Source organism: Vibrio sp. E14 (assembly GCF_020515785.1).
Classification (GTDB): Bacteria; Pseudomonadota; Gammaproteobacteria; order Enterobacterales; family Vibrionaceae; genus Vibrio; species Vibrio diabolicus.
This window is the reverse complement of the sequence record NZ_JAHPJI010000010.1, coordinates 16,036-36,693: the sequence shown is the minus strand read 5'-3', so window position 1 is coordinate 36,693 and position 20,658 is coordinate 16,036. Positions and strand designations below refer to the sequence as shown.

At 44.1% G+C, this 20,658-nt stretch carries 22 protein-coding genes and 1 pseudogene; 10 read left to right on the top strand and 13 right to left on the bottom strand.

The genetic code is table 11. The features are described 5' to 3' along the window. The first annotated feature begins 254 nt into the window (after positions 1-254). On the top strand, positions 255-734 hold the full coding sequence (locus LIX84_RS20205) for a Dps family protein (protein ID WP_005388254.1): 480 nt from the start codon (positions 255-257) through the stop codon (positions 732-734). Between the two features lie 99 nt (positions 735-833). On the opposite strand, the gene LIX84_RS20200 is transcribed toward LIX84_RS20205, so the two are convergent. The 5 genes from LIX84_RS20200 to LIX84_RS20180 all read right to left on the bottom strand — a co-directional run bounded on the left by LIX84_RS20200 (position 834) and on the right by LIX84_RS20180 (position 5,106). Then, complete coding sequence (locus tag LIX84_RS20200; RefSeq protein WP_226422055.1) at positions 834-1,454, bottom strand: HAD family hydrolase; 621 nt, start codon at positions 1,452-1,454, stop codon at positions 834-836. Between the two features lie 142 nt (positions 1,455-1,596). Beyond that, complete coding sequence (locus LIX84_RS20195; RefSeq protein WP_226422054.1) at positions 1,597-2,673, bottom strand: PQQ-dependent sugar dehydrogenase; 1,077 nt, start codon at positions 2,671-2,673, stop codon at positions 1,597-1,599. Positions 2,674-2,811: 138 nt separating this feature from the next. Next, positions 2,812-3,960, bottom strand: coding sequence for an L-threonine dehydrogenase (yiaY, locus tag LIX84_RS20190; protein WP_005391135.1), 1,149 nt, complete (start codon positions 3,958-3,960; stop codon positions 2,812-2,814). Positions 3,961-4,293: 333 nt separating this feature from the next. Further along, positions 4,294-4,944 (bottom strand): isoprenoid biosynthesis glyoxalase ElbB, encoded by a 651-nt coding sequence (gene elbB / locus LIX84_RS20185; RefSeq protein WP_048625237.1) that lies wholly within the window; start codon positions 4,942-4,944, stop codon positions 4,294-4,296. 12 nt (positions 4,945-4,956) lie between these two features. Then, positions 4,957-5,106 (bottom strand): hypothetical protein, encoded by a 150-nt coding sequence (locus LIX84_RS20180; RefSeq protein WP_006742043.1) that lies wholly within the window; start codon positions 5,104-5,106, stop codon positions 4,957-4,959. Positions 5,107-5,226: 120 nt separating this feature from the next. Here LIX84_RS20180 and yddG point away from each other — a divergent pair, with 120 nt between their 5' ends. Continuing rightward, a complete protein-coding gene (gene yddG, locus LIX84_RS20175) occupies positions 5,227-6,129 on the top strand; it encodes an aromatic amino acid DMT transporter YddG (RefSeq protein ID WP_226422053.1) in 903 nt (300 codons plus the stop codon). Between the two features lie 91 nt (positions 6,130-6,220). Here the strand turns inward: yddG and LIX84_RS20170 are convergent, their stop codons facing one another. Both LIX84_RS20170 and LIX84_RS20165 read right to left on the bottom strand, forming a co-directional pair. After that, positions 6,221-7,117 (bottom strand): cation diffusion facilitator family transporter, encoded by an 897-nt coding sequence (locus LIX84_RS20170; protein ID WP_226422052.1) that lies wholly within the window; start codon positions 7,115-7,117, stop codon positions 6,221-6,223. A gap of 176 nt (positions 7,118-7,293) precedes the next feature. Further along, on the bottom strand, positions 7,294-8,172 hold the full coding sequence (locus tag LIX84_RS20165; protein WP_006742040.1) for a LysR family transcriptional regulator: 879 nt from the start codon (positions 8,170-8,172) through the stop codon (positions 7,294-7,296). Positions 8,173-8,343: 171 nt separating this feature from the next. Here LIX84_RS20165 and LIX84_RS20160 point away from each other — a divergent pair, with 171 nt between their 5' ends. Then, the gene (locus LIX84_RS20160) at positions 8,344-8,919 is read left to right on the top strand and encodes a class I SAM-dependent DNA methyltransferase (RefSeq protein WP_006742039.1); all 576 of its coding nucleotides are present in this window, start codon (positions 8,344-8,346) and stop codon (positions 8,917-8,919) included. 155 nt (positions 8,920-9,074) lie between these two features. Here LIX84_RS20160 and LIX84_RS20155 read toward each other — a convergent pair whose 3' ends face one another. After that, positions 9,075-11,048, bottom strand: a complete 1,974-nt coding sequence (locus tag LIX84_RS20155) for an acetoacetate--CoA ligase (protein WP_226422051.1) — start codon at positions 11,046-11,048, stop codon at positions 9,075-9,077. Positions 11,049-11,270: 222 nt separating this feature from the next. On the opposite strand from LIX84_RS20155, the gene phhA reads away from it, so the two are divergent. Together phhA and LIX84_RS20145 are read left to right on the top strand one after the other, a co-directional pair. Further along, the gene (phhA, locus tag LIX84_RS20150) at positions 11,271-12,065 is read left to right on the top strand and encodes a phenylalanine 4-monooxygenase (protein WP_226422050.1); all 795 of its coding nucleotides are present in this window, start codon (positions 11,271-11,273) and stop codon (positions 12,063-12,065) included. Further along, on the top strand, positions 12,055-12,393 hold the full coding sequence (locus LIX84_RS20145) for a 4a-hydroxytetrahydrobiopterin dehydratase (protein ID WP_005375563.1): 339 nt from the start codon (positions 12,055-12,057) through the stop codon (positions 12,391-12,393). The genes phhA and LIX84_RS20145 overlap by 11 nt, the downstream gene beginning before the upstream one ends. 71 nt (positions 12,394-12,464) lie before the next feature. Here LIX84_RS20145 and LIX84_RS20140 read toward each other — a convergent pair whose 3' ends face one another. Further along, entirely contained in the window at positions 12,465-14,234 is a 1,770-nt protein-coding gene (locus tag LIX84_RS20140; RefSeq protein ID WP_226422049.1) for a choice-of-anchor I family protein, read from the bottom strand. Positions 14,235-14,433: 199 nt separating this feature from the next. On the opposite strand from LIX84_RS20140, the gene LIX84_RS20135 reads away from it, so the two are divergent. After that, a complete protein-coding gene (locus LIX84_RS20135; RefSeq protein WP_005375560.1) occupies positions 14,434-14,778 on the top strand; it encodes a HopJ type III effector protein in 345 nt (114 codons plus the stop codon). 38 nt (positions 14,779-14,816) lie between these two features. Here LIX84_RS20135 and LIX84_RS20130 read toward each other — a convergent pair whose 3' ends face one another. Beyond that, entirely contained in the window at positions 14,817-15,125 is a 309-nt protein-coding gene (locus tag LIX84_RS20130) for a cysteine-rich CWC family protein (protein ID WP_080955956.1), read from the bottom strand. Between the two features lie 143 nt (positions 15,126-15,268). On the opposite strand from LIX84_RS20130, the gene LIX84_RS20125 reads away from it, so the two are divergent. Then, on the top strand, positions 15,269-15,484 hold the full coding sequence (locus LIX84_RS20125) for a DUF3820 family protein (RefSeq protein WP_005375557.1): 216 nt from the start codon (positions 15,269-15,271) through the stop codon (positions 15,482-15,484). A gap of 40 nt (positions 15,485-15,524) precedes the next feature. Then, positions 15,525-15,770 (top strand): hypothetical protein, encoded by a 246-nt coding sequence (locus tag LIX84_RS20120; RefSeq protein ID WP_046873683.1) that lies wholly within the window; start codon positions 15,525-15,527, stop codon positions 15,768-15,770. 140 nt (positions 15,771-15,910) lie between these two features. Here the strand turns inward: LIX84_RS20120 and LIX84_RS20115 are convergent, their stop codons facing one another. Together LIX84_RS20115 and LIX84_RS20110 are read right to left on the bottom strand one after the other, a co-directional pair. Next, positions 15,911-16,159 (bottom strand): hypothetical protein, encoded by a 249-nt coding sequence (locus tag LIX84_RS20115; protein ID WP_046873682.1) that lies wholly within the window; start codon positions 16,157-16,159, stop codon positions 15,911-15,913. 771 nt (positions 16,160-16,930) lie between these two features. Further along, positions 16,931-18,535 (bottom strand): S8 family peptidase, encoded by a 1,605-nt coding sequence (locus LIX84_RS20110; protein ID WP_226422048.1) that lies wholly within the window; start codon positions 18,533-18,535, stop codon positions 16,931-16,933. Between the two features lie 404 nt (positions 18,536-18,939). On the opposite strand from LIX84_RS20110, the gene LIX84_RS23580 reads away from it, so the two are divergent. Next, positions 18,940-19,068, top strand: coding sequence for an IS1 family transposase (locus LIX84_RS23580; RefSeq protein WP_443083704.1), 129 nt, complete (start codon positions 18,940-18,942; stop codon positions 19,066-19,068). Positions 19,069-19,083: 15 nt separating this feature from the next. After that, positions 19,084-19,209, top strand: a pseudogene (locus tag LIX84_RS23575) (IS1-like element transposase); the annotation flags it as partial. Between the two features lie 246 nt (positions 19,210-19,455). Here LIX84_RS23575 and LIX84_RS20100 read toward each other — a convergent pair. Further along, positions 19,456-20,640, bottom strand: a complete 1,185-nt coding sequence (locus LIX84_RS20100; RefSeq protein WP_226422047.1) for a hypothetical protein — start codon at positions 20,638-20,640, stop codon at positions 19,456-19,458. Positions 20,641-20,658 lie beyond the last annotated feature (18 nt).

The following is a 20,658-nucleotide window of genomic DNA, read 5'->3' as shown; positions in this document are numbered from 1 at the left end:
TAAAAAAGCCCCAATCCTTTTTACACAAAAAGGGTTGGGGCTTTTTGTTGGATGATACGCCGATATTCGTCTACTTGCTCATTGGATTTAGCTATTTAAATCATAGCTAAAACCAAATTTTCTTCACCGAGCCGTAGTCGTAATATGACTCCATCGGCAGCAAATACTGCAAAAGAATTTTTAAACTTTATACCAATCCCGGTAAGAGAATCGTTCGTTACTACGATTGGTATCATCCTTCTAGGAGCAAGATTATGAACAAACAAGTAAGCCTAATTGGTCTAGACAGCGAACAATCAGCACAACTAGCTCAACAGCTAAATCAACTGCTAGCGCATTACCAAGTGTTGTACATGAACTCTCGCGGTTACCACTGGAACATTAAAGGTGCGCAATTCTTCGAACTGCACGTAAAATTTGAAGAGATTTACACTGATCTACAAACAAAAATCGATGAGCTTGCAGAGCGTATTCTAACTTTGGGTCATACGCCAGCGCACGCCTTCAGCAACTACTTGGAAGCAAGTGAAATTAAAGAACATCAAAACGCGACTTCTGGTGAGGAGTGTGTACAAGGTCTGGTTCAAGGTTTTAGCGTTCTACTTCTAAAACAGCGTGAGATTCTACAAAACGCGGGTGAAGCAGATGACGAAGGTACAGCGGCATTGATGGGTGACTACATCCGTGAGCAAGAAAAATTAATGTGGATGCTTAACGCTTACCTACAAGGCTAAGCGACGCATCACCCAAGCACTCACTTGGGGACGCATAAATAAATCGGGAATAAGTCAAAGGAGCACGCGAGTGCTCCTTTTGTTTATGAAAGTACCTAGTTAGTCGCGAATGAGCTTAAAAGACTGAAAATATTCGAGTAAATCGGTCAGTTCTGTTACAGCAAGAGAGGCGGAGTCGTGGAGTTGTGCAGTCGTATTATGGTGAACAAGGCAGGATGGCATTTGGGCGTTGTATGCGGCTTGTAGGTCATAAAGGAAATCGCCCACATAAAGTACTTCATCTGGCATTAATCGCCACTCTTTGGCTAGGACTTGGAGTGATAAAGGATCAGGTTTTGCTGGGTAGCATTCACGAGTGAGGACATGTTCAACATCAATTCGGTTATGTTCCAACTTACGCTGCGTAGCGATCAAACAGTTGCGCGTTACTATCGCGGTTTTAACTTTATGCTGATGTAAGTATGCCAAAAGCTCGCGGCAACCCAGCATCGGAGATGACTGCTCAGCATCAGAAATTTCATGATCAAAGATAACATTATGGGCATGCTCTCTCTGATGTGGATGGTCAAGCTTATCAACAAAATCCAATAAATCTTCGTTTTGTGGACAGCCTAGTTGCTGACGAAGATCTTTGAAGTTCATATCGGAGCTAACGAGTGTATTGTCTAAGTCGAAAATAACGGCTTTGACTCTTTCAAGTTTTAATGGAAAAGGAACCATGATGACCTCGTACGACTTAAACCAAGCTATCTTTCTAAAAACAAAAGGTTATTGTTAATTTTAGATTCAAAAGTGTTACTTGTACGAAAATAAATCACTGATACGTCACAAATTAAATAGTCTCAATGATGTTGGTGTTTGATTACTTCTCTTCAAGACGGAAAATTTTGCCTGTATCTGTTGAAAAATAGACATAGCCATCCGGACTGATGGTGATATCTCTGACTCGCTCGCCAAGACTCTCCATCAATCTTTTTGATTCGGTGAGCTTGCCATTCTCAATAGAAACCACGTTGATGTGCGCCAGCTTCAAGGCACCGGCGAGGATTTTTCCATCCAACTCTGGATACTTATCACCACGATACACCACCATATTGCTTGGCGCGATAGACGGAATATAAACCAACTTTGGGTCTTCCATATTCGGTAAGCTTTTCGCTTCTCCAACGTCTAACGGTCCCCAATACTCTTTACCCTGCGAGACTTTTGCCCAGCCGTAGTTTGCCCCTTTCCTAATCAGATTGATTTCATCACCACCACGAGGGCCATGCTCAATCGACCACAGCTGTTTTGTTGCTTCGTCGTAAAACATGCCTTGTGGGTTACGGTGCCCGTAACTCCATATTTCAGGGCGAGCCTCAGAAGTCTTGAATGGATTATCTTGTGGTACCGAGCCATCAAGGTTGAGGCGAAGAATAGTGCCTGCATGGGTTTGAGTGTCTTGCCCATTATCACGTTCGCCACGGTCCCCTATTGAGAAGTAAACCTTGTCATCGACAAACGCAATACGGCTGCCGTAATGACGACTGGTGTCCGTGATGGCGTCGGCGACAAAGACGTCTTGCCAACCCACAAGTTGATTGTTTTTCAATTGTGCGGTCGCTAAGGCTACAGTATTTCCTTTATCGATACGTTTGCTGTAAGTAAAGAAAAGCTGTGGATTTTGTGGAGCGGTATTCGGCACTAGAGCTACATCTAATAAACCAGCTTGCCCACTGGTGTTCACATTCGGTACTTTGAAGAGGGTTTGCTGTTTTCCCGAAGCAATATTAAGTAATGAAACGGTGCCGTTTTTTTCATTCACGATCATTTGTTGCTTATCGAGAAATTCAATTCCCCATGGGATTTGAAACCCATTGGCAACCTCATTGGCACGATATTCCGCAGCATCAATAGAAAAAGCTAGGCAAGCGAGTAGGGTCGCAGTGATCGTTCTCATGGTTCCTTCCAATATGAATCCAAGATACTTAAAAACTAACACTAAAAGAGGACGTTTGGCAGGGTATGCGAACATAAAAAATCCCCAATACGAGATCGGGGATTGAATTAAGACTAGAGAATTGTTTACTTAGCGAGCCTACATCGCTTCTTCGAAGATCTTAGAGATCTCTTCGTGCGTTGCTTGTTTCGGGTTAGTGAAACCACAAGCGTCTTTTAGCGCGTTGTCCGCTAAGGTTGGGATGTCTTCTAGCTTCGCACCAAGTTCTTTAATGCCTGATGGGATGCCGACATCTTTAGCGAGCTCAACGATAGCATCAATGGCCGCCGCAGCACCTTGCTCTGCTGACATACCTTCAACATCAACACCCATTGCTTTAGCAACGTCACGTAAACGCTCTGGACATACTTGCGCATTGTAACGTTGTACGTGAGGTAGAAGAATTGCGTTACATACACCGTGTGGCAGGTCGTAGAAGCCGCCTAGTTGGTGCGCCATTGCGTGAACGTAACCAAGAGATGCGTTGTTGAATGCCATACCTGCCATGAACTGTGCGTATGCCATTTGCTCGCGAGCTTCAAGGTTTTCACCGTTTTTCACTGCTGTGCGAAGGTGAGCTTGAATCAGTTCAATTGCTTTGATTGCTACCGCGTCAGTGATTGGTGTCGCAGCGATAGATACGTAAGCTTCGATTGCGTGTGTTAGCGCATCCATACCTGTTGCGGCAGTAAGAGACGCAGGTTTAGCAAGCATCAACTCGGGATCATTCACTGACATCAATGGTGTTGTGTGTTTGTCCACAATCGCCATCTTAATGTGGCGCTCTTCATCTGTGATGATGCAGAAACGCGTCATTTCAGAAGCAGTACCAGCCGTTGTGTTGATTGATACGAGAGGCAGCATTGGTTTTGCGGATTGGTCAACGCCTTCGTAATCGCCGATCTTGCCGCCGTTTGACGCTACTAAAGCGATACCTTTTGCACAATCGTGCGGTGAGCCGCCTCCGAGTGAGATAACGAAGTCACATTCGTTTTCTTTTAATAAAGCTAAGCCATCATTAACGTTGGTGATAGTAGGGTTTGGTTGAGTGCCATCGTACACAACGGTTGCTACGTCGCGTTCAGTGAGAAGGTCTTGAACTTGTTTGACTACACCGATTTGGTTAAGGATCTTATCCGTAACGATCAAACCTTTTTTAAAGCCTTGAGATTGGATGCTGTCTGCTGCGTCTTTTAAACAACCAGCGCCCATTAGGTTTACCGTAGGGATAAAAAATGCACTTGTCATATTGGATAGCTCCGTCGTTATTTTTAATAATCTTTCTTAATTTGCCATTTACTGTCGCACACTCGTTTCCACATTGAAGTTGATCTGAAGCAAGTTTACCTATTTAGAGGTATTTGCAAGAGAAAAACTGTGACAGTGATCTTGTTGCACAGCGTATAGGTGCAACACAGATATAAAGTAGAACAAATATGAAACCAGTAACGCAATCGATTGGCAAAAATTGATATCTAATACGGATATATCTCTAAATTAGACTAAAGTATAAAAAATCCCCATTAATAACTTAACTATCAATGGGGATGGGAGGTAGGTTTATAAGTTATCTATCAATAATTAGGCAATATCAATCAGCTTTGATACTAACTTTTCGATACCTGATGCCGCTTGAGAGATATTCTCTGCCAACATATAAGCTGGGGTTGATAGAACGAGGTGTGTTTCATCAAAAACGATATCCTCGACAGAGCAAGTGATGTGCTCACCGCCCATTTGATTAAATGCTATCGAGATCGCTTCATCGTTGCCTACGGTGCCTTTCACGCCATGCTCATAAATCATCGGAATAATGACAGGTGAAATACACAGATAACCTGCTGGCTTTTTCGCATGAGCGAATGCGCGACAAGCTTGAGCTACGTGTGTATTAATCGAGCACTCAGCTCCTGATACTGCGAAGTCAGTGAGGTTTTTAGCGGCACCAAAACCGCCAGGTAAGAGTAGGGCATCAAACTCATCTGGGTTTAATCTTGCAACATCATCAATATTGCCACGTGCAAGGCGTGCAGATTCCACCAACACATTTCGTGTTTCGTCCATCTCTTCGCCAGTTAGATGATTAATCACGTGTAATTGATCGATGTTAGGAGCAAAGCAATGCCATGATGCACCTTCTTTTTCAATGGCATGGAGTGCTAATACGGCTTCATGTAGTTCTGTGCCATCGTAAACACCTGAACCACTGAAGATAACTGCGACTTTTTTCATTTGAGAATTCCTTTAGTCTGAGGTTTCCGTTTGTTGCTCTGTTTCTTTTAGATGCTGAGTGCTCGAATCAGTTTCGGCGATTTCGCTATCGTCGTCTTCTTCATCATAGTAGCGCACAACAAAAGGTGTAAGCATAACACTCGAGGGCAGAAAATGTTTCATATCGACTCCAACTGCGTAATGGAGTGATTTTTATACTGATTTTTATAAAACAGTACGTTGAACCTGATCATTTTTGAGTTAAGCTGATGTTTCCTTTGGCATTCGTGAGTGGTAGGTCACATGAAATCAGTGCAATTTCGTTTCACACTTTATGGTTGTATCGCCATCCTCTCTTGGAGTTGCTTACTTGGCATTGCCAGGTTGGTTACGGAGAGCTTAGGTCCCGTGGGCGGGGCGGCCATGTTGTACTCTCTCAGTTCTATTTTCCTTCTTATCGTAGTTGGCATTCCGAAGTTATCGTATTTTTCTCCAAAATATCTCGTGCTTGGTGGCGCGATGTTCGTTTGTTATGAAATATTTCTCGCTTTATCTCTGGGATATTCCAACTCGCGTGCGCAGGCTATTGAAGTGTCGATTGTCAATTACCTTTGGCCAGCACTCACCGTTTTGTTTGCGGTTTTAGGCAGTAACAAAAAAACAAACTTGCTGCTTTATCCAGCGGTTGCGCTGGCGTTTATCGGAGTCGCGTGGACGGTGAGTGGTGAGAATGGCTTATCCGTTACTCAGATTATGTCCAATGTCAGTAGTAACCCTTTGGTGTACTTTATGGCTTTCGCAGGAGCAGTTATATGGGCCTTTTATTGTAATTTAACCCAAAGGCAGCAATCCAAACATAACGCGATTACGTTGTTTTTCATTGCTACTGCTGTTTCGCTATGGGTGAAATATGCGTTTGCTGATGAGCCAGAGATGACTTTTTCATGGGAAGCAATGGGCTACCTTTTTGCTTCTGCGGCGTTGATGGCTGGTGGTTATGGTTTGTGGAACATCGCGATTGTTGGCGGAAACATGGTCTTTCTTGCGACACTTGCTTACTTTACGCCCATTTTCTCTGCGCTATTTTCTTCCATTATTCTTGGTGTGACGTTGAGCCCGAGCTTTTGGCAGGGGGTTGTGATGGTTACGGTGGGCTCTTTGCTTTGCTGGGTTGTCACCAAGGAGAAGCGTGAAGCTGCAGGTTAAACCAAAATTATCTGATTTTATCTTTGCGCTGTATGCTCAAATGACAGAAAGAAAAAAGCTCCCGACCGAGGGAGCTTTTTTCTTTCGTGTTCTAACAGTTTGCGACGTTTAAATGGAGTTGCAGTTTGAATCTGTGCTTCGACAGACGTTTCGTTAACTGAGTACGAGTTTGTTCCAATTTATCTAATGCGATGGTGTCGTCATCGACGTGCAAATCGATGTTAATGCGAAGCTCTTGGCCCACTTTAGTGATACCCGCTAACTTTAGCTGGTGGTCAGATGTTTTTTCTATCTCTAGTACATCATTGCCAACGACCTGACATAGCTCTTTGCTTGGTGTCATCATTAGTAGCTCACGTAGTGCACCAACCAACATATCAAAAGGAACTTTCAGAAAGTAGAAGCCCATTAGCACCATCATCATAGGATCGGCATAAACCGCATATTCAGCGAATGGCGTTAGTGATACAGCCCAAGCTGCAACAAATCCTACCGTCACTGCCACACTTAATAGCGTATCCATCTGCCACTGTTTTTTCTCTGCTTCAATCAAGCCTGATGAGAAGCGACGGCTGCGTTTAGCCATAAACCACCAAGCGTAACCACAACCGATGACGTTTACGATGCCGAATAGAGTGGCAATAGAAGCATCGACTTCACGGCCTCCGGACATCAATGCTGAAATTGCAGAGTAAAGAGAAAAGCTTACAACCACTAAAATGACAGCCGCTTTTATCGCAATAACGATTGGCTCTAAGACCGCTTTTCCAAATGGGAATACAGATTTTGAGGGCTTGTTAATATAGTAGGAAGCGGCCAGTGACAATAAAGTTAACAGTAAGCTGACCAAAGAGTAAACACCGTCAAAAACGATGACAATTGATCCTACAAGCAAGCCAAGTACCATACCACCAGCAGCGAACCCAGATGCTAAAAGGGCTGAAATGGTTAGAATATGGTTTTCGTTTTTGCTTGTCCTGTCACACATAAAAGATGCCTTTAAATTTTAATACCTTACTATTCTTCTCGCATAAGGTAATTTAGGCAACCACTAAGTGAGCAGGTTCTAATATAAAAAGTTACGTTTTTGTTTATGTTCTTATAAAACAATGACTTGCTACATGATCTTGGTGCCAATAAAATTGGCGCTCACTGATAAAATGTTTAGAAGTCAAATAAATACTCGCTCAATTTATCCGCTAACCATGTCATTGCTGGGTGCTCAGTTTGACCGTTAGGTGAAAACATACAGTAGTCTTCTTGTGTCAATCCGTATGTATGCTTGATAACGGCGAGCTTTTGCTGGCGAAGGTAATGGCGGATTAATGGTTCTGGCAGTACACCCCAAGCGTCTTCTTCTAAGATGGTGTTGAGCATGTAGTCAAAACTCGAAAAGCCAATGTATCGAGTCGAGAAAGGCTGCAGTTCAGGGTTGTCTTTCTCATTTAGGTACACCATCAACGCTTGCATCTGGCTGCGCAGATCTTCGTCTGAGACTCGGCGCATCTTACTTAGGCGATGTTCTGCACTGCATACTGACATCATACGTATCTTGCCTAGCGGGTTATACACGATACGAGGATCGTCGACGCGCTCATAATCAACACCAAAGGCAAAATCCACTTGGTGGGTACTGACTAAGTTGGCTAAGTCGCCACTGGATGCCAAGATTAAGTTGAAGGTTGTGGAAGGGAAGCGGTTATTCAGTGTATGAGAAAGCTCCTGCCAGAGATCATCAGGTAAGGAGTCGTCACGTGCTACCCAAACTTCCGCGTTAAAACCTTCAGAGATTTGAGCACAGGTTTTTCTTATCCGCTGTGCGATGATAAGTAGGTGTTCGCAATCTTTGTAAATGGCTTTCCCAGCTTCAGAGAGGGTGAGCTGGTTGCCAGTTCGGGTAAACAACTCAACGTTGAGATCTTTCTCTAAAGCCTTAATCGACATACTGAGTTTGGTGCGATTACAATCGAGTTGCCTTGCTGCTTCAGAAACAGAACCACACTCAGCGATGGTGCAGAAGGCTTCTACTTGAGTTAAGTTCATGATTTGACACAACCAATAAATGAATTCAAATAATTTGGGTATTATGCAGATGTGCTCCCAAAGCCGTGAAAGATTATCGAAAAAAACGCGAATCCGCCAGATAAGTCTATGGTCTTTTAACGGTTTTGCGGTAATCTATGTGGGTTACAAAAAGTGAACATGGAGGCCACGATGGCACAAGATTGGGACGGCTTAGCAAAAAACTGGGAATCAAATCCAGCAACAGAGCAATTTGCGCAGTCGGTGTTTGAGCAGTTACAACAGCTAACTCAGCTTGATGGCATTAAAGTACTAGATTTTGGATGCGGAACAGGGCAGTTAAGTCAACGATTGTCACCGATGGTTAAAGACATCGTAGCATTAGACGCATCGGAAGCCATGATTGAAGAACTCGATAAAAAAGAGCTTGCCAATGTAGAACCTGTCGTAGATGCATTGTCTCGCGGCTTGGTCGCTCAGCATCCAGCGTTTCGTGGACAGTTTGACCTAGTAGTTGCATCGTCAGTTTTAGCGTTTGTGGAAGACTTAGACGCGTCATTAAAAATCTCGCATTCTTTACTTAACCACGGCGGTTACTTTGTTCATTTTGATTGGATTGCAGAATCTGAACAAGACGGTTTTACCCTTGCGAAGTCTAAACGTGCTTTGAAAGATGCAGGTTTTACTGAGGTTGAATCGCAACACGTTTTTGACATTACATCTGACGGTAAAACAATGTCGGTATTAATGGGGCTTGGTCGCCGTTAATACTGAATAAAGAACACCACATGATAAAAGCGAGCTACCTAGCTCGCTTTTTTCTTATCGGTTGAGGGTATGTACCCAAGTTAATCTCACTTGTTCTTCAACCTGTCGCTGGGGGTGTAAGCAAAGTGGTTCTCTAACAACCAAGTGTTCTGAGGTTATTTTTGGGCGACTATCCTGCGGATCTCCTCCAACACTTCAGGGTTGGCTATTGCGCCTAAATTTTCTACGCTCCGATTGTTAACGACTTGCTTAACGGCTAACTCAACCAATTTTCCCGAACGGGTCTTAGGTATATCGCTTATTGCGTAAATTGCACTAGGTACATGTCTTGGAGAACATGCAGATTTTAGCTGTGCTTTGATGGAGGCGATCATCTCGTCGTTGAGCTCTATCCCTTTCATTAATTGGACAAACAGCCATATTTGTTCGTTGCGATCGACTTCTTTTCCTACTGCGATGGAATCTAGAATACCGTCTATACTGTTCACTTGCTGATAGATTTCGGCTGTGCCGATTCTTACGCCACCGGGATTCAACGTGGTATCACTTCGACCATAAAACACGTATCCACCAACGCTGGTTTGTTTAACATCGTCGCCGTGGTGCCAAATATTATCGAACTTATCCCAATAAGCACGATGGTATCTTTCCCCGGTGTCGTTCCAAAAGCCAGCAGGGAAGTTGGGCAATGAATTGGCACAAACCAACTCACCGCGCTCTCCAATTACTCTATTACCTTGCGGGTTAAAGACTCTGACATCGACCCCTAACCCTGCGGATTGGCACTCTCCTCGATAAACGGGAGAAATAGGGTTGCCTAACACAAAGCAGCCACAAATGTCTGTCCCGCCTGAGATTGATGCGAGGTGTACATCTTCTTTAATGTGCTGATAGACATAATCAAACTGCTCTGGATACAGAACCGAGCCCGTTGAACAAATGGTTTTCAGACTTGGAAATGCATCACTTTTCGGCGGAGAAAAAGAAACTTTTTCCAATGCCTCTAGGTATTTCGCCGAAGTTCCAAACAGCGTCACTTCGGCTTGTTCAGCGAGGTCCCATAGCACGTTATGAGCGGGATAAACAGGGCTACCATCAAAAATTACTAAACATGCGCCGCTCGCGAGTGAAGAAACGTGCCAGTTCCACATCATCCAGCCGCAGGTTGTGTAATAAAACACTCTGTCGTTAGGTTGGATGTCGCAATGCAGTTGGTGCTCTTTCAAATGGTTAAGCACTGTTCCGCCGACGGAATGAACGATGCATTTCGGTTTGCCTGTCGTGCCTGAAGAATAGAGCACAAACAGCGGATCGTTAAAATTAACACGAGTAAAAGTCAGCGCTTCGGGTGTGTATTGATTCAGGACGTTTTGCCAATCTTGAGTGCAGACGTCGCATTCAAAAATGTGTGGTTTCAGGTAGCTAATTTGGCAAACCTGTTTAAGACCATCAAGATGATCCGCAATATGCTGGTTTTTCTCAGACATATCGAAAGTTTTGCCATTGAATGTATAGCCATCACAAGTAAACAGGATTTTAGGTTTCACTTGACCAAAGCGCTCCAAAACGCTTTCAACGCCAAAATCAGGTGAGGTAGAAGTCCAGGTTGCCCCTAAACTGGTGGTTGCTAACATGGCTATCACCGTTTGAGGTAGGTGAGGTAAATAACCAGCGACGACATCACCTTGCTTGATTCCACATTCTTTCAACCATTGCTGGACACTCGAAACTTCTTCACACAATTGTTTCCATGTGTAGGTTTGCTTTTCTTCACGTTCATTTTCAAACCAAATCGCGAGATCATCGGGTTGGTGACACGCGTAGGTTAGCAAATTTTCGGCGTAGTTAATCTGCGCGTTTGGGAACCATTTCATGTCCCTATTTTCGACGGGTTGCTGCCAGCGACTTTTTGCTTGCTCCTTTACGGTCTCTCCTTGAGTACCAATGACGTCGCAGAATAACCAGACTTCTTGCCAAAATTTTTCCACATGATCGAGCGACCATTGATGCAGATCGGCGAAGTTTTCAATGGTATTTCCTTGTCGATTAATGTGTTCAATAAACTGTGTGATGTTGGCTTCTTCGATACGACTTTCGCTCGGTTGCCATACTTTGTTGCTCTCGCGCATAGGTCCCTCTATAACAAAGTGGTAACAGATTTTAGTTTGAGAGGAATACACGATAAAGTCAAACAAGCTAGATATTATATCGTGTCATAAAAATCATGCAGTTATGATGTGTTGTAAACAATATGTTACATCAAATCGATACTGAGAAAATCGTGTAGGGATTGGAAGCTCTCAAGACTGAAGATAGGCTTAATGTAAAGGATTTGTTAATGGAGATGTGCCATGACTCAGTATCGTTCTAAACCCGTAAACCAGGAAGGCAGGGTTGAATGGAGCCGTGAAGAAGACGCCATTTGGCGAGATTTGGTAACACGACAAATGGGTGTGATCCAAAACAGAGCTTGTAAGGCTTATTTACACGGTTTAACGCTGCTTGATTTACCTCAAGACCGCGTTCCTCAATTGCCAGAAATTAATCGTGTCCTGAGGGAGACAACAGGTTGGCAAGTGGAGCCCGTTCCCGCGCTTATTGACTTCGACCGTTTTTTTAATCTGCTCGGTAATAAGCGCTTTCCCGTCGCCACATTCTTGCGTACCAGAGAAGAGTTCGATTACTTGCAAGAGCCGGATTTCTTCCACGAAATATTTGGTCATTGCGCGATGTTAACCAACCCAGATTTTGCTGCATTTACCGAGCATTATGGTCAACTAGGGCAAGCCGCTACACCAAAACAAAGAGCCTATCTTGCTCGTCTCTACTGGTTTACCGTAGAGTTTGGCTTGGTGAAAGAAGGGGACAAAACCAAAATTTACGGTGGTGGTATTCTCTCATCTCCTGGCGAAACCCTCTACGCATTAGAGAGTGATGTAGCAATTCGCGACCCATTTGAATTACAAACTGTGCTGAGAACGCCTTATCGTATCGACATCATGCAACCGAAGTACTACGTGATTGATGACTTTTCTCAGCTCTTTAAAATCAGTCAGTTAAATTTATTGAAACAAGCCGATCTAGCGATTGAAGCTGGACTGCTTCCTCCACTTTTTGAACCAAAGGAACCTGCTCATGTTGAATGAACAAAAATGCGAAGCTTGTAGTATCGATGCCATTGCACTAAGCAAAGAAGAACAACAATCTCTGCTGCTGCAATTGTCTGATTGGCAGATCATTGAAAGAGAAGACATACCTCAACTAGAAAAGGTGTATAAATTCAAAAACTTCAAACAAGCATGGGCTTTCAGTAACAAAATCGCGGAACTGGCAGAAGATGAGTTCCACCATCCTTCTATTTTGTTGGAGTGGGGTAAGGTCACCGTAACGTGGTGGAGTCACTCTATCAAAGGTCTGCATAAAAACGATTTTATCTGCGCATCAAAGTGTGACGCACTAGCATCGGCAGAGTAGGGCATTACCTCACACAAAAAACGCCCGGCTTTATGCCGGGCGTTGTGTTTCTAAATGACTTTTACATTGCTTTATAGGTTAATTCGGAAGACGGATGTCGTGCCAGATACTTCATTGCCAACAGCGATAAAATGACCACCATTACGGGTAAAGTAATTGATGGATTCTGGGCCTAAATCGCCTGCTTTTGGATTGTATGTGTCGTTGGTGCATTCTCCATCTTCCACTTGTGTACACACTGGCTGATTGTAATCACGACGGTTTACGTAATGTAGGAACTGCACTTGTTTCGGATCGGTAATGTCATAAATCATAATACCGCCTTGGCGCTCCAAGCCGATAAACGCGTAATGGCGACCGTTAATTTGTGCTACTTCAATCGCCTCTGGCTCAATGCCTTTATCATCACTTCGGTCATCGCCACTGTGATTGTTATCGTTGGTACTGTTGAAGTTCTTGCCTTCATTCAGCAGCGCGATAGTCGCGAAATCGTCATCGCTATCAAAGACCAACTTGCCGTTTTCATCCCAAATCGAGAATGAACGCGCGCCAAATGCTTGAACCTTATCTTGTGCAGAAAGCGTTTTTTCCGGCTTAATCACTTTTAAACGCGCGAGTTGTTTGTTGTCTTTTAGTGCTTCTGCCAGTGGGTGCTCTGCTGCTACTTTCAGCTTCTTACCGCGCACTTCGTCAACATGACTTAAACAGGTTCCTTGCTCAGAAGTATATTCATCTGTTCCAAGGAAATCGTCTTCATCCCACATAAAGCCTGCTTTGTCGCACAGTTCTTGAGTGGTTTTGAATCCGTACTCACGGCCGTCGCCTTCATTTGCAGATACGATGTAAGTTGTCCCATCCACTGAGTAGCTGTCGATGGTGTCAGGCATAAATAAGCCAACCAGTTGTGGGTAGCTTTTCAAGTTTCCAATAATTTTGTCTTTGTTAGATGCATCGAGTTTAGCGTCCGACCAAGACTTCTCACCTAAGCCAACAATTTTTTCTATCGATTTGCTCTCTGGATTGATGATTGTCATGGCGTTATTTTCTTGTAGCGCGACATAGATTTTACCGTTATCTGCAAAAGTGAGGTATTCTGGCTCTAGATCTTGTGCGATGGTGGCGTTTGGCCCCGAAATTCGCACATTCATTGGAAGCTCTGCTTTTCGTGAGCCATCAAATTCGTTAAAGCCAATTTGTGTCACTTCTGCTTGAGCAACGCTAGGTTTTAGATCGATCAAAGTGACGCTACCTTCAGGATCGACGCTGTAATCGCTTTTTGGTTCGCCCTCATTAGCGGTTGCGATATATCGGCCATCTTTCGAGAAGCCTACCATGTCTGGCAAAGCGCCTGTTGGAAACGTCATGACTAATGACAAATCGTCGGAGCGGTACAAACCAACAATACCATTCGCTTGTTTATTACTGTTTTCAATCGCAACCGCGACCAAACCATTGAATACAGCGACACTGTTTGCAGCGCCAATTTCAACGCCAGCTGCTTCGCCAGCGCTGTTGAGATCAATGAATGCGGTTTGCGTTGGTACGCCGTTGTCATCCATAGAAAGTACATCGACACGTTTTGCTTCAGCATTGACCACATAGAGCTTATCCGTACAGGCGTCATAACTGACGATTTCAGCTGCCGATGTGTCGAATGGGGCATCAGCAACGGATGTCCCGATAAACGTTAACCCTTGAATTGAAGTTTCCCCAGCAACGGGCGCAGTGGTAGGTTTGCATTGTGTAGCGAATGAAGCCACGGTATCTTCGGGTTGTGATGAACACGCGATGGCAAGTGATGACAATGCGAGTGCACCGATTGCCTTTAAAGGGGTGATCATGATATCTCCTTATCAATCCGATACGCTGTCAATCAGCATGGGGTTTATGCTTCTGTCCATTTCCGCAATTGGAATGATGGAACGCTGAATGACGTGTGATTTGGTAAGGCTCTGAATATATGTATGATTGATGACTCTTATATTGGCTTTTTATGAAACTAATGTGTCATCAAAATGATGAAGTAGGGATAGAGGAATAATGGAATTAAAATCGTTTTTAGATTTGTTGGCAGCTTCACCAGAGCAGGTCGAATTTGAAGCAACGATGGCGGTGATCGAAGACAACTATACGTTTGAGCCAACCGCTTTTGTTAATGGTGAGACGCAAAACAACGCGGGTGAGAACAACGGTTCGTGTAAGATCTTCGCTTTCGGTTTGCTAAACAACCTAGACAAAGAAGCGACGCTAGCCTGCTTTGGCCGTTTTTATCGTGAAGATGTATTGCAGCATCCAGAGAATAGCGATCACCAGAATATTCGTAATTTTATGGTGACAGGTTGGGAAGGCATTAAGTTTGAAGCGTCTGCTTTAACCGCTAAATAAACTCCAGTCAGAAAATGCAGAACAGTAAGCCAGTCGTATTATGCGACTGGTTTTTTTTCTAGACATTTTCGGCACAAACACAGCTGGTTGGCGCTTGGCTTGGGTAAATCACGGGTTTCAATAGTAAAGCACCAACAGGTTTCTTTGCCTGCGGCGATATCACAATGGGCTTGAGTCCCGCACTCAGGACAATTGTGCGTTGAATCTTTCCCTGCGATTTGTTCGATAATCGTATCTCGTTGGAGATCGGTTTTGTCTTTCCATTGGATGATTTCATCCATCGTTCGGTGACAACCAGAGCATATTCCGGCGTTATTTTTACATGCTGCTCGACAAGGTGACTTCATTGCTTTCTCGTTCTCATTTTTTATGCCGCGTACTCTAGCACAAAGCGAGTCAAAGCCGCCAAAATAAACGTGAGTGCGATTTGCTGGTGAGGAGAGGGCGGCAGTGATATTCTTGGACGAGTTACCTAAAATCTTTGTCACTTATGTTAGAAAAAGAAAACCTCATTAAACTCGCTAGAATGCAAATGCCATTTGGGAAATATGCAGGGCGAGTGTTAATCGACCTACCTGAAGAATACTTACTGTGGTTCGATAAAAAGGGCTGGCCAAGCGGCGAACTAGGGGATTTGCTCAAGCTGTGTTTAGCGCTCAAAATTGAAGGCTTAGATAGTGTCGTGAAGCCTTTGAAGCGTATGTAACCTGCCACAGAAACTCCCACTTTTAATGAAAAGACTTATTATGAATTTTGATATCGATGCACTGAAACACCACCAATTGGTCGAAGATGGTAAATTAGAGGGATGTTACATTCATCAGCCAGCTCAAGGTAGCCAGCAAGATGACAAAGCTGTTTTGGCAGAGCGCCAAGCGTTGGAAAAAATGGGGTATAAGGTAATACAGGTGAAAGCTAAAGGCGGGACAACAACGTTTGCTGAGGCGATGCAAAAGCTTGCGAAGGAAACTGGTCACCTGCCTAAGGAGTAAGTGAGTGTAACCTGCCACAGCCTCCCTAGTTATTCCACGATACCATGTGTTTTCATTCAAAAGAGCCAGACCGTTAGGCTGACTCTTTTTTGCTCCAGACCCGTTGAGAGCTTAAACATTGATCGTATCAATAAAGTCCGTCAGTAGAGAAACCAGTTAGTTGCATAAATAACGAGAAGGACTAGAAGACCTAGAAGGAATGGGAAAGTTAGCATCATTGCGAACTTTTTCTTGAAGCTTGGTTTATCGAATACCACGCCTTCGGCCTCCCTTACTCTTCGCTCTTCATCAAAATGCCATTTAATAGCTAAGTAAGCTCCAATACCTAGTACAATAAGCTTAAAAGCTCCAGCAAAGTACGGAAAGAAGTTAGCCCAACTGTCGTTCATTATCCATCTCTCTCAAATTAAATATGGGCTTTACGGTAGCAGAATCCAAGGCTCATGTTTAGTGCGCTCCCAAAGTCAGGTGCCCTGGCTAGCACAAGCCTACAGCTCGAGCTAGCTGTCCACAACTCTCTTTGCAATATCCTTGGTTATTAATGATTTAATAGAAAAGGACTAGAGCATTTATATCCAGAGGCGTGTCTGTATGGTTTGTAACGTCTTTGCCCCATTCCAATTTAGCTGGTTTGCTCGTCTCTTTGCCTAATAGTTCCCATTTATAATGATCTTGCGTGGTTCAAGGCCCATTTCATCCAGTGTTACCGTTGTCAGCCCATCGACATGTGCAGTATAGGGTCTGAGTTTTGAGTGGATACAATCTTCTCGGATTAGCCACCATATCGTTCACGATGACCAACAGCCAAGGTCAGGTCACGCGTTTGTCTCACAGCCTAAAATTGCAAGTGAGAACCGCGGTCACAGTAAAGAATTTGTTTTGTATCATCTTGGGTTTGCCATCATGCCAAGATTTATGATGGAGAAAGAGTTAGCTCGAGGAGATTAAGTTCGCATCCTATTTGATGTACACGACTTGGAGAACCCGACTTATGCGGGTACTACTAATAGAAAGCTTCGATGCCGTTTCGAGTTGAGTTCTTGAAGAAAAAGGCCGGTGCGTTTGAATAGCATCGAACGCCACCTATTAAACTCAGTATTCCCGAAAGCAAAGCCCACCGAAAAGCGGGCTTTGTTCTCTTTTAGTAACGAGAATAATAACTAGTAGTTAGCTTGAATGCTGACACCGCTATAGTTTGAATAACCTTGAATCATGACGTGGTAGCGTCCACTTTGTGTCGCGCTGACCGTACATGTTTCATTGTTACCATATTTGAAAGGTCGGCAGTCCCATGCATTCAGTGCCGGTTTTGCACCAAAACGGAGATACAAGTCAGCATCGCCAGTACCGCCATACATTTGTACTGTTAAGCGCTGCCCAGCTTCTACATCAACATAGTAATACGCTACTTGACCGCTTGAGCCACTTAAACCGCTCACTGGCACGCCCGAGGTTAACTTGCCCTCTGGGTCTGGTGTTGGATCTGGGCCACCACAGTCTTGGCCACAATCAGCATCCGTTAAGCTATAAAGCAGCTTGTTCACGCTGCCTCTTGTGTCCGTCACCTTTCCAGTACTTGCGCGGCTCACGATCAAGGCCTCTACTTGGCTTGGCGACAGCGAACTGTTTTCTTGAAGATACAGTGCTGCTACACCCGCTACATGTGGCGTCGCCATCGATGTACCACTAATGGTTTTGTAACCACCGTCATACCACGCAGATTTGATTTGTGAGCCTGGCGCAAACACGTCCACACAACTGCCCCAGTTTGAAAAACTCGAACGTGCATCCGTGCTTGTGGTCGAACCGACAGTCACTCCTGTAGCTACGCGTGCTGGAGAGTAGTTACATGCATCGGCGTTGGAGTTACCTGCTGCTAGCATAAAGCTGACACCTGATTGAACCGCACTTTGCACTGCGCTATCTAGAGCAACAGATTGACCGCCACCTAAACTCATGTTGGCGACTGAAGGTCCGGAAGCGTTCGCAGCCACCCAGTCCACACCGGCAATAACACCAGACGTAGAACCCGATCCGGTACAGCTCAATACTCTCACGCCGACAAGGTTGACGTTTTTCGCAACACCATACAAGCTGCCGCCAATGGTGCCCGCAACGTGTGTCCCGTGTCCATTACAGTCACTTGCATCTGCATCGTTGTCGACAAAGTCATACCCAGAAACCGAGCGACCACCGAACTCAACATGCGCATTATTCACACCAGTATCGATAACATAAGCCGTTACCCCAGTCCCATCAAAATTGACACTGTAGTTGTTATCGAGTGGCAAGTTACGTTGGTCGATTCGGTCTAGTCCCCAAATGGCATTGGTTTGATTTGCGTCTGCCGAGACTATTGGGTCAAGCGATAGGATTCTGTCCTGCTCAATGTAATCCACACGAGGATCAGAACGCAGATCTTTTAGTTGCTCAGGACTCAAATTAGCGACAAATCCACTTATCGAGTGGTCAAAAACTGACTCCACTTGTATCGAATACAAACCGGACATGCGGTCTACAGACTGTTGCGTGAATTGCTCGAATTCCGTTGAATTGCTCACCATCATTTGCGGTTGTTGAAATACCACAATATAGCGATCTGCAATGGCGATGTCGTCCGGTGCAAGCATCAAAGTGGCAGGCAATGTGTCGGGAGCTTGTTGTAACTCTGCACTGTCCGCAATCTCATTGGGTTGCGAAAAAGCGAGAGAAGAATGAAAACAGAGCGCGGAGGTGATACAACAACTTAGTAGTTTCTTTAACATAAAATGTTCCTTGAAATCATAGTCTTGTTGATTTTTACCTAATACCAAACTGCCAACACGAAAACACAGACAATCAGCGTAGTACGCTCAATACGTGCTGCAGTGACGTTACACAAATCAAACTAGACAATGAGCAATCATGTGCATAGCTGAGAATGATTCACATACTTAGAAACATGATCAATAACTAAGCTTTATTGAAATTGAAATGCAAAGATTCATTTAGATTTAGAGCAAAATCCCTAAAATAGAATAATTCTACACATCTGGCTTATTGCCTGTTATATGCACTATTCTTACCGATAATTTACGCAATAAAAACCTAACTATCCTTTCATTGGTCATGACTCAAATCGGTTGATAGATATTAATATAGCCACCTGATTTCTGATGTTTTTTAACTCATGGCTACTATCCAAGTTCAATGTCGTTTCTGTAATAAAACAGAGCCCGTCCGTGAAAATGGAAAAGGGCATTCTGGCTTTCCTCGTTTCAGGTCTATCGAGTGTCGAAAGGGCTTTCAACTCGATTAAGTTTACGAAGTCCGCAAGCCAGATGTAAAAGAAAAAATTGTCGATATGTCAATGAATAGCTCTGGAGTTTGGGAAACAGCACAAGTGTTGAATGTCGCATACAACGCGGTATTGAGCACTTTAAAAATCTCGCCAAGGTAAGTAACCTCAATACCTTTCGATAGAGCAAATATAAGACTAATTTGTAAACTTGAAAGGCTAGCTGCATTGGTTGAGGAATATGAGGAAAAACACTTCCCCATTTAAGAACTGCAACACACCTTTGCTCCTTCCCGTGCCAGTGACGCTCAATCTCACAAATCACAGTGAGTAGGTTTGACCTACTTTTCCTTGTCTGTGTAGTGTCTGGTAAGTCGGAGGACTATCATCTTATGCTTTTAAACGCCGTTAATTTTCATACGCATTGAGCGCTTGCAGCAGCAAAGGCTTAACGATGGGGTAGATTTGATTTAAACGCAACTGGTAGAAATCAAACGCTTCTTTCCAAGACTCTTCGTTCTGCCAGTCAAGAGTTATTACAGGTAGCGAGATTTTTAGCTTCTCTGGGACAAATTCAGAGTCCTTCGGCAATAGTGGCATCAATGACTCTCGCCTAGCATACAGGTACTCAAACAAGTATTGTCCAAGTGCGTCATTTCTGAATCTCACAAAGACACCCACCTCATTGGGTTTAGAACGGTAAGTTGTTATCCAACTATTGTGTGCCCTTGGTGGTAACTCGAACCATAAGTGCCCCTTAGTCGAAGGGGTTGGTAACCTTACACTAGTGTCATCAAGCTCAAGATAATTAAGCAATGCACTCCAATACTCATAGGATTGACTAGAACCTTTGTTTGTGACTGATTCATTTTGCTCGTTGGTGGATTCCAGTTTCTCAGTAACTTCACTACTTACTTGATTAATCGAAATCACTCGGCGCTCAGTAATTTCAGTTTTGCGCATCACTTGAGGATTCACGAGCAGTTGTTCGCCTGGCATGTGGAAGATCTGCACCTCAACCATGGCAAAAGAAAACTCCATTGATGCATACGTATTAAGAAAGTCCTTTATCTCAAAAGCCCCCTCTCGAATACCATCGCCCACGACCAATAATAAGAAGCGGCCTTTTGAGAGGTTTCGCTGAACCGCATCAATGAATGAGGCTTCTAATACTTCATGGCCATCCGCCTCAACCAATTCAAAAAGCGACAGACCACCATTAATTGCACAAACCTTAGTATCAAGTTCGTCGTAGCTCCAATTCATCAAGTCTTTAGCGTAATCGAGTATCTGTCCAATCACTTCTCTACGAGATTGAGGATTACGATAGAGTTTGGTTTCCGCGATGACCAATCGGCCCGATGGCGTAACATAGATGCAGTCCACTCGACCCGACTTAGTGGCAAGCTCCATACACACTGGTACCGCACCGGTATAGTCCGCATCAATCTCATAAAAGGGTAATAGGTCAGCGTTAGCAAAGATAAGTTGCTGTAACCACTTCTCATCGTAGATACCTGTTGCCTGCAACTCGACTCGTTGAAGCCTCTGAACGCTGCTTTCGGGGGATACGATGATTGGACCATTGCTCATGAAAGAACTCCGTTGCTA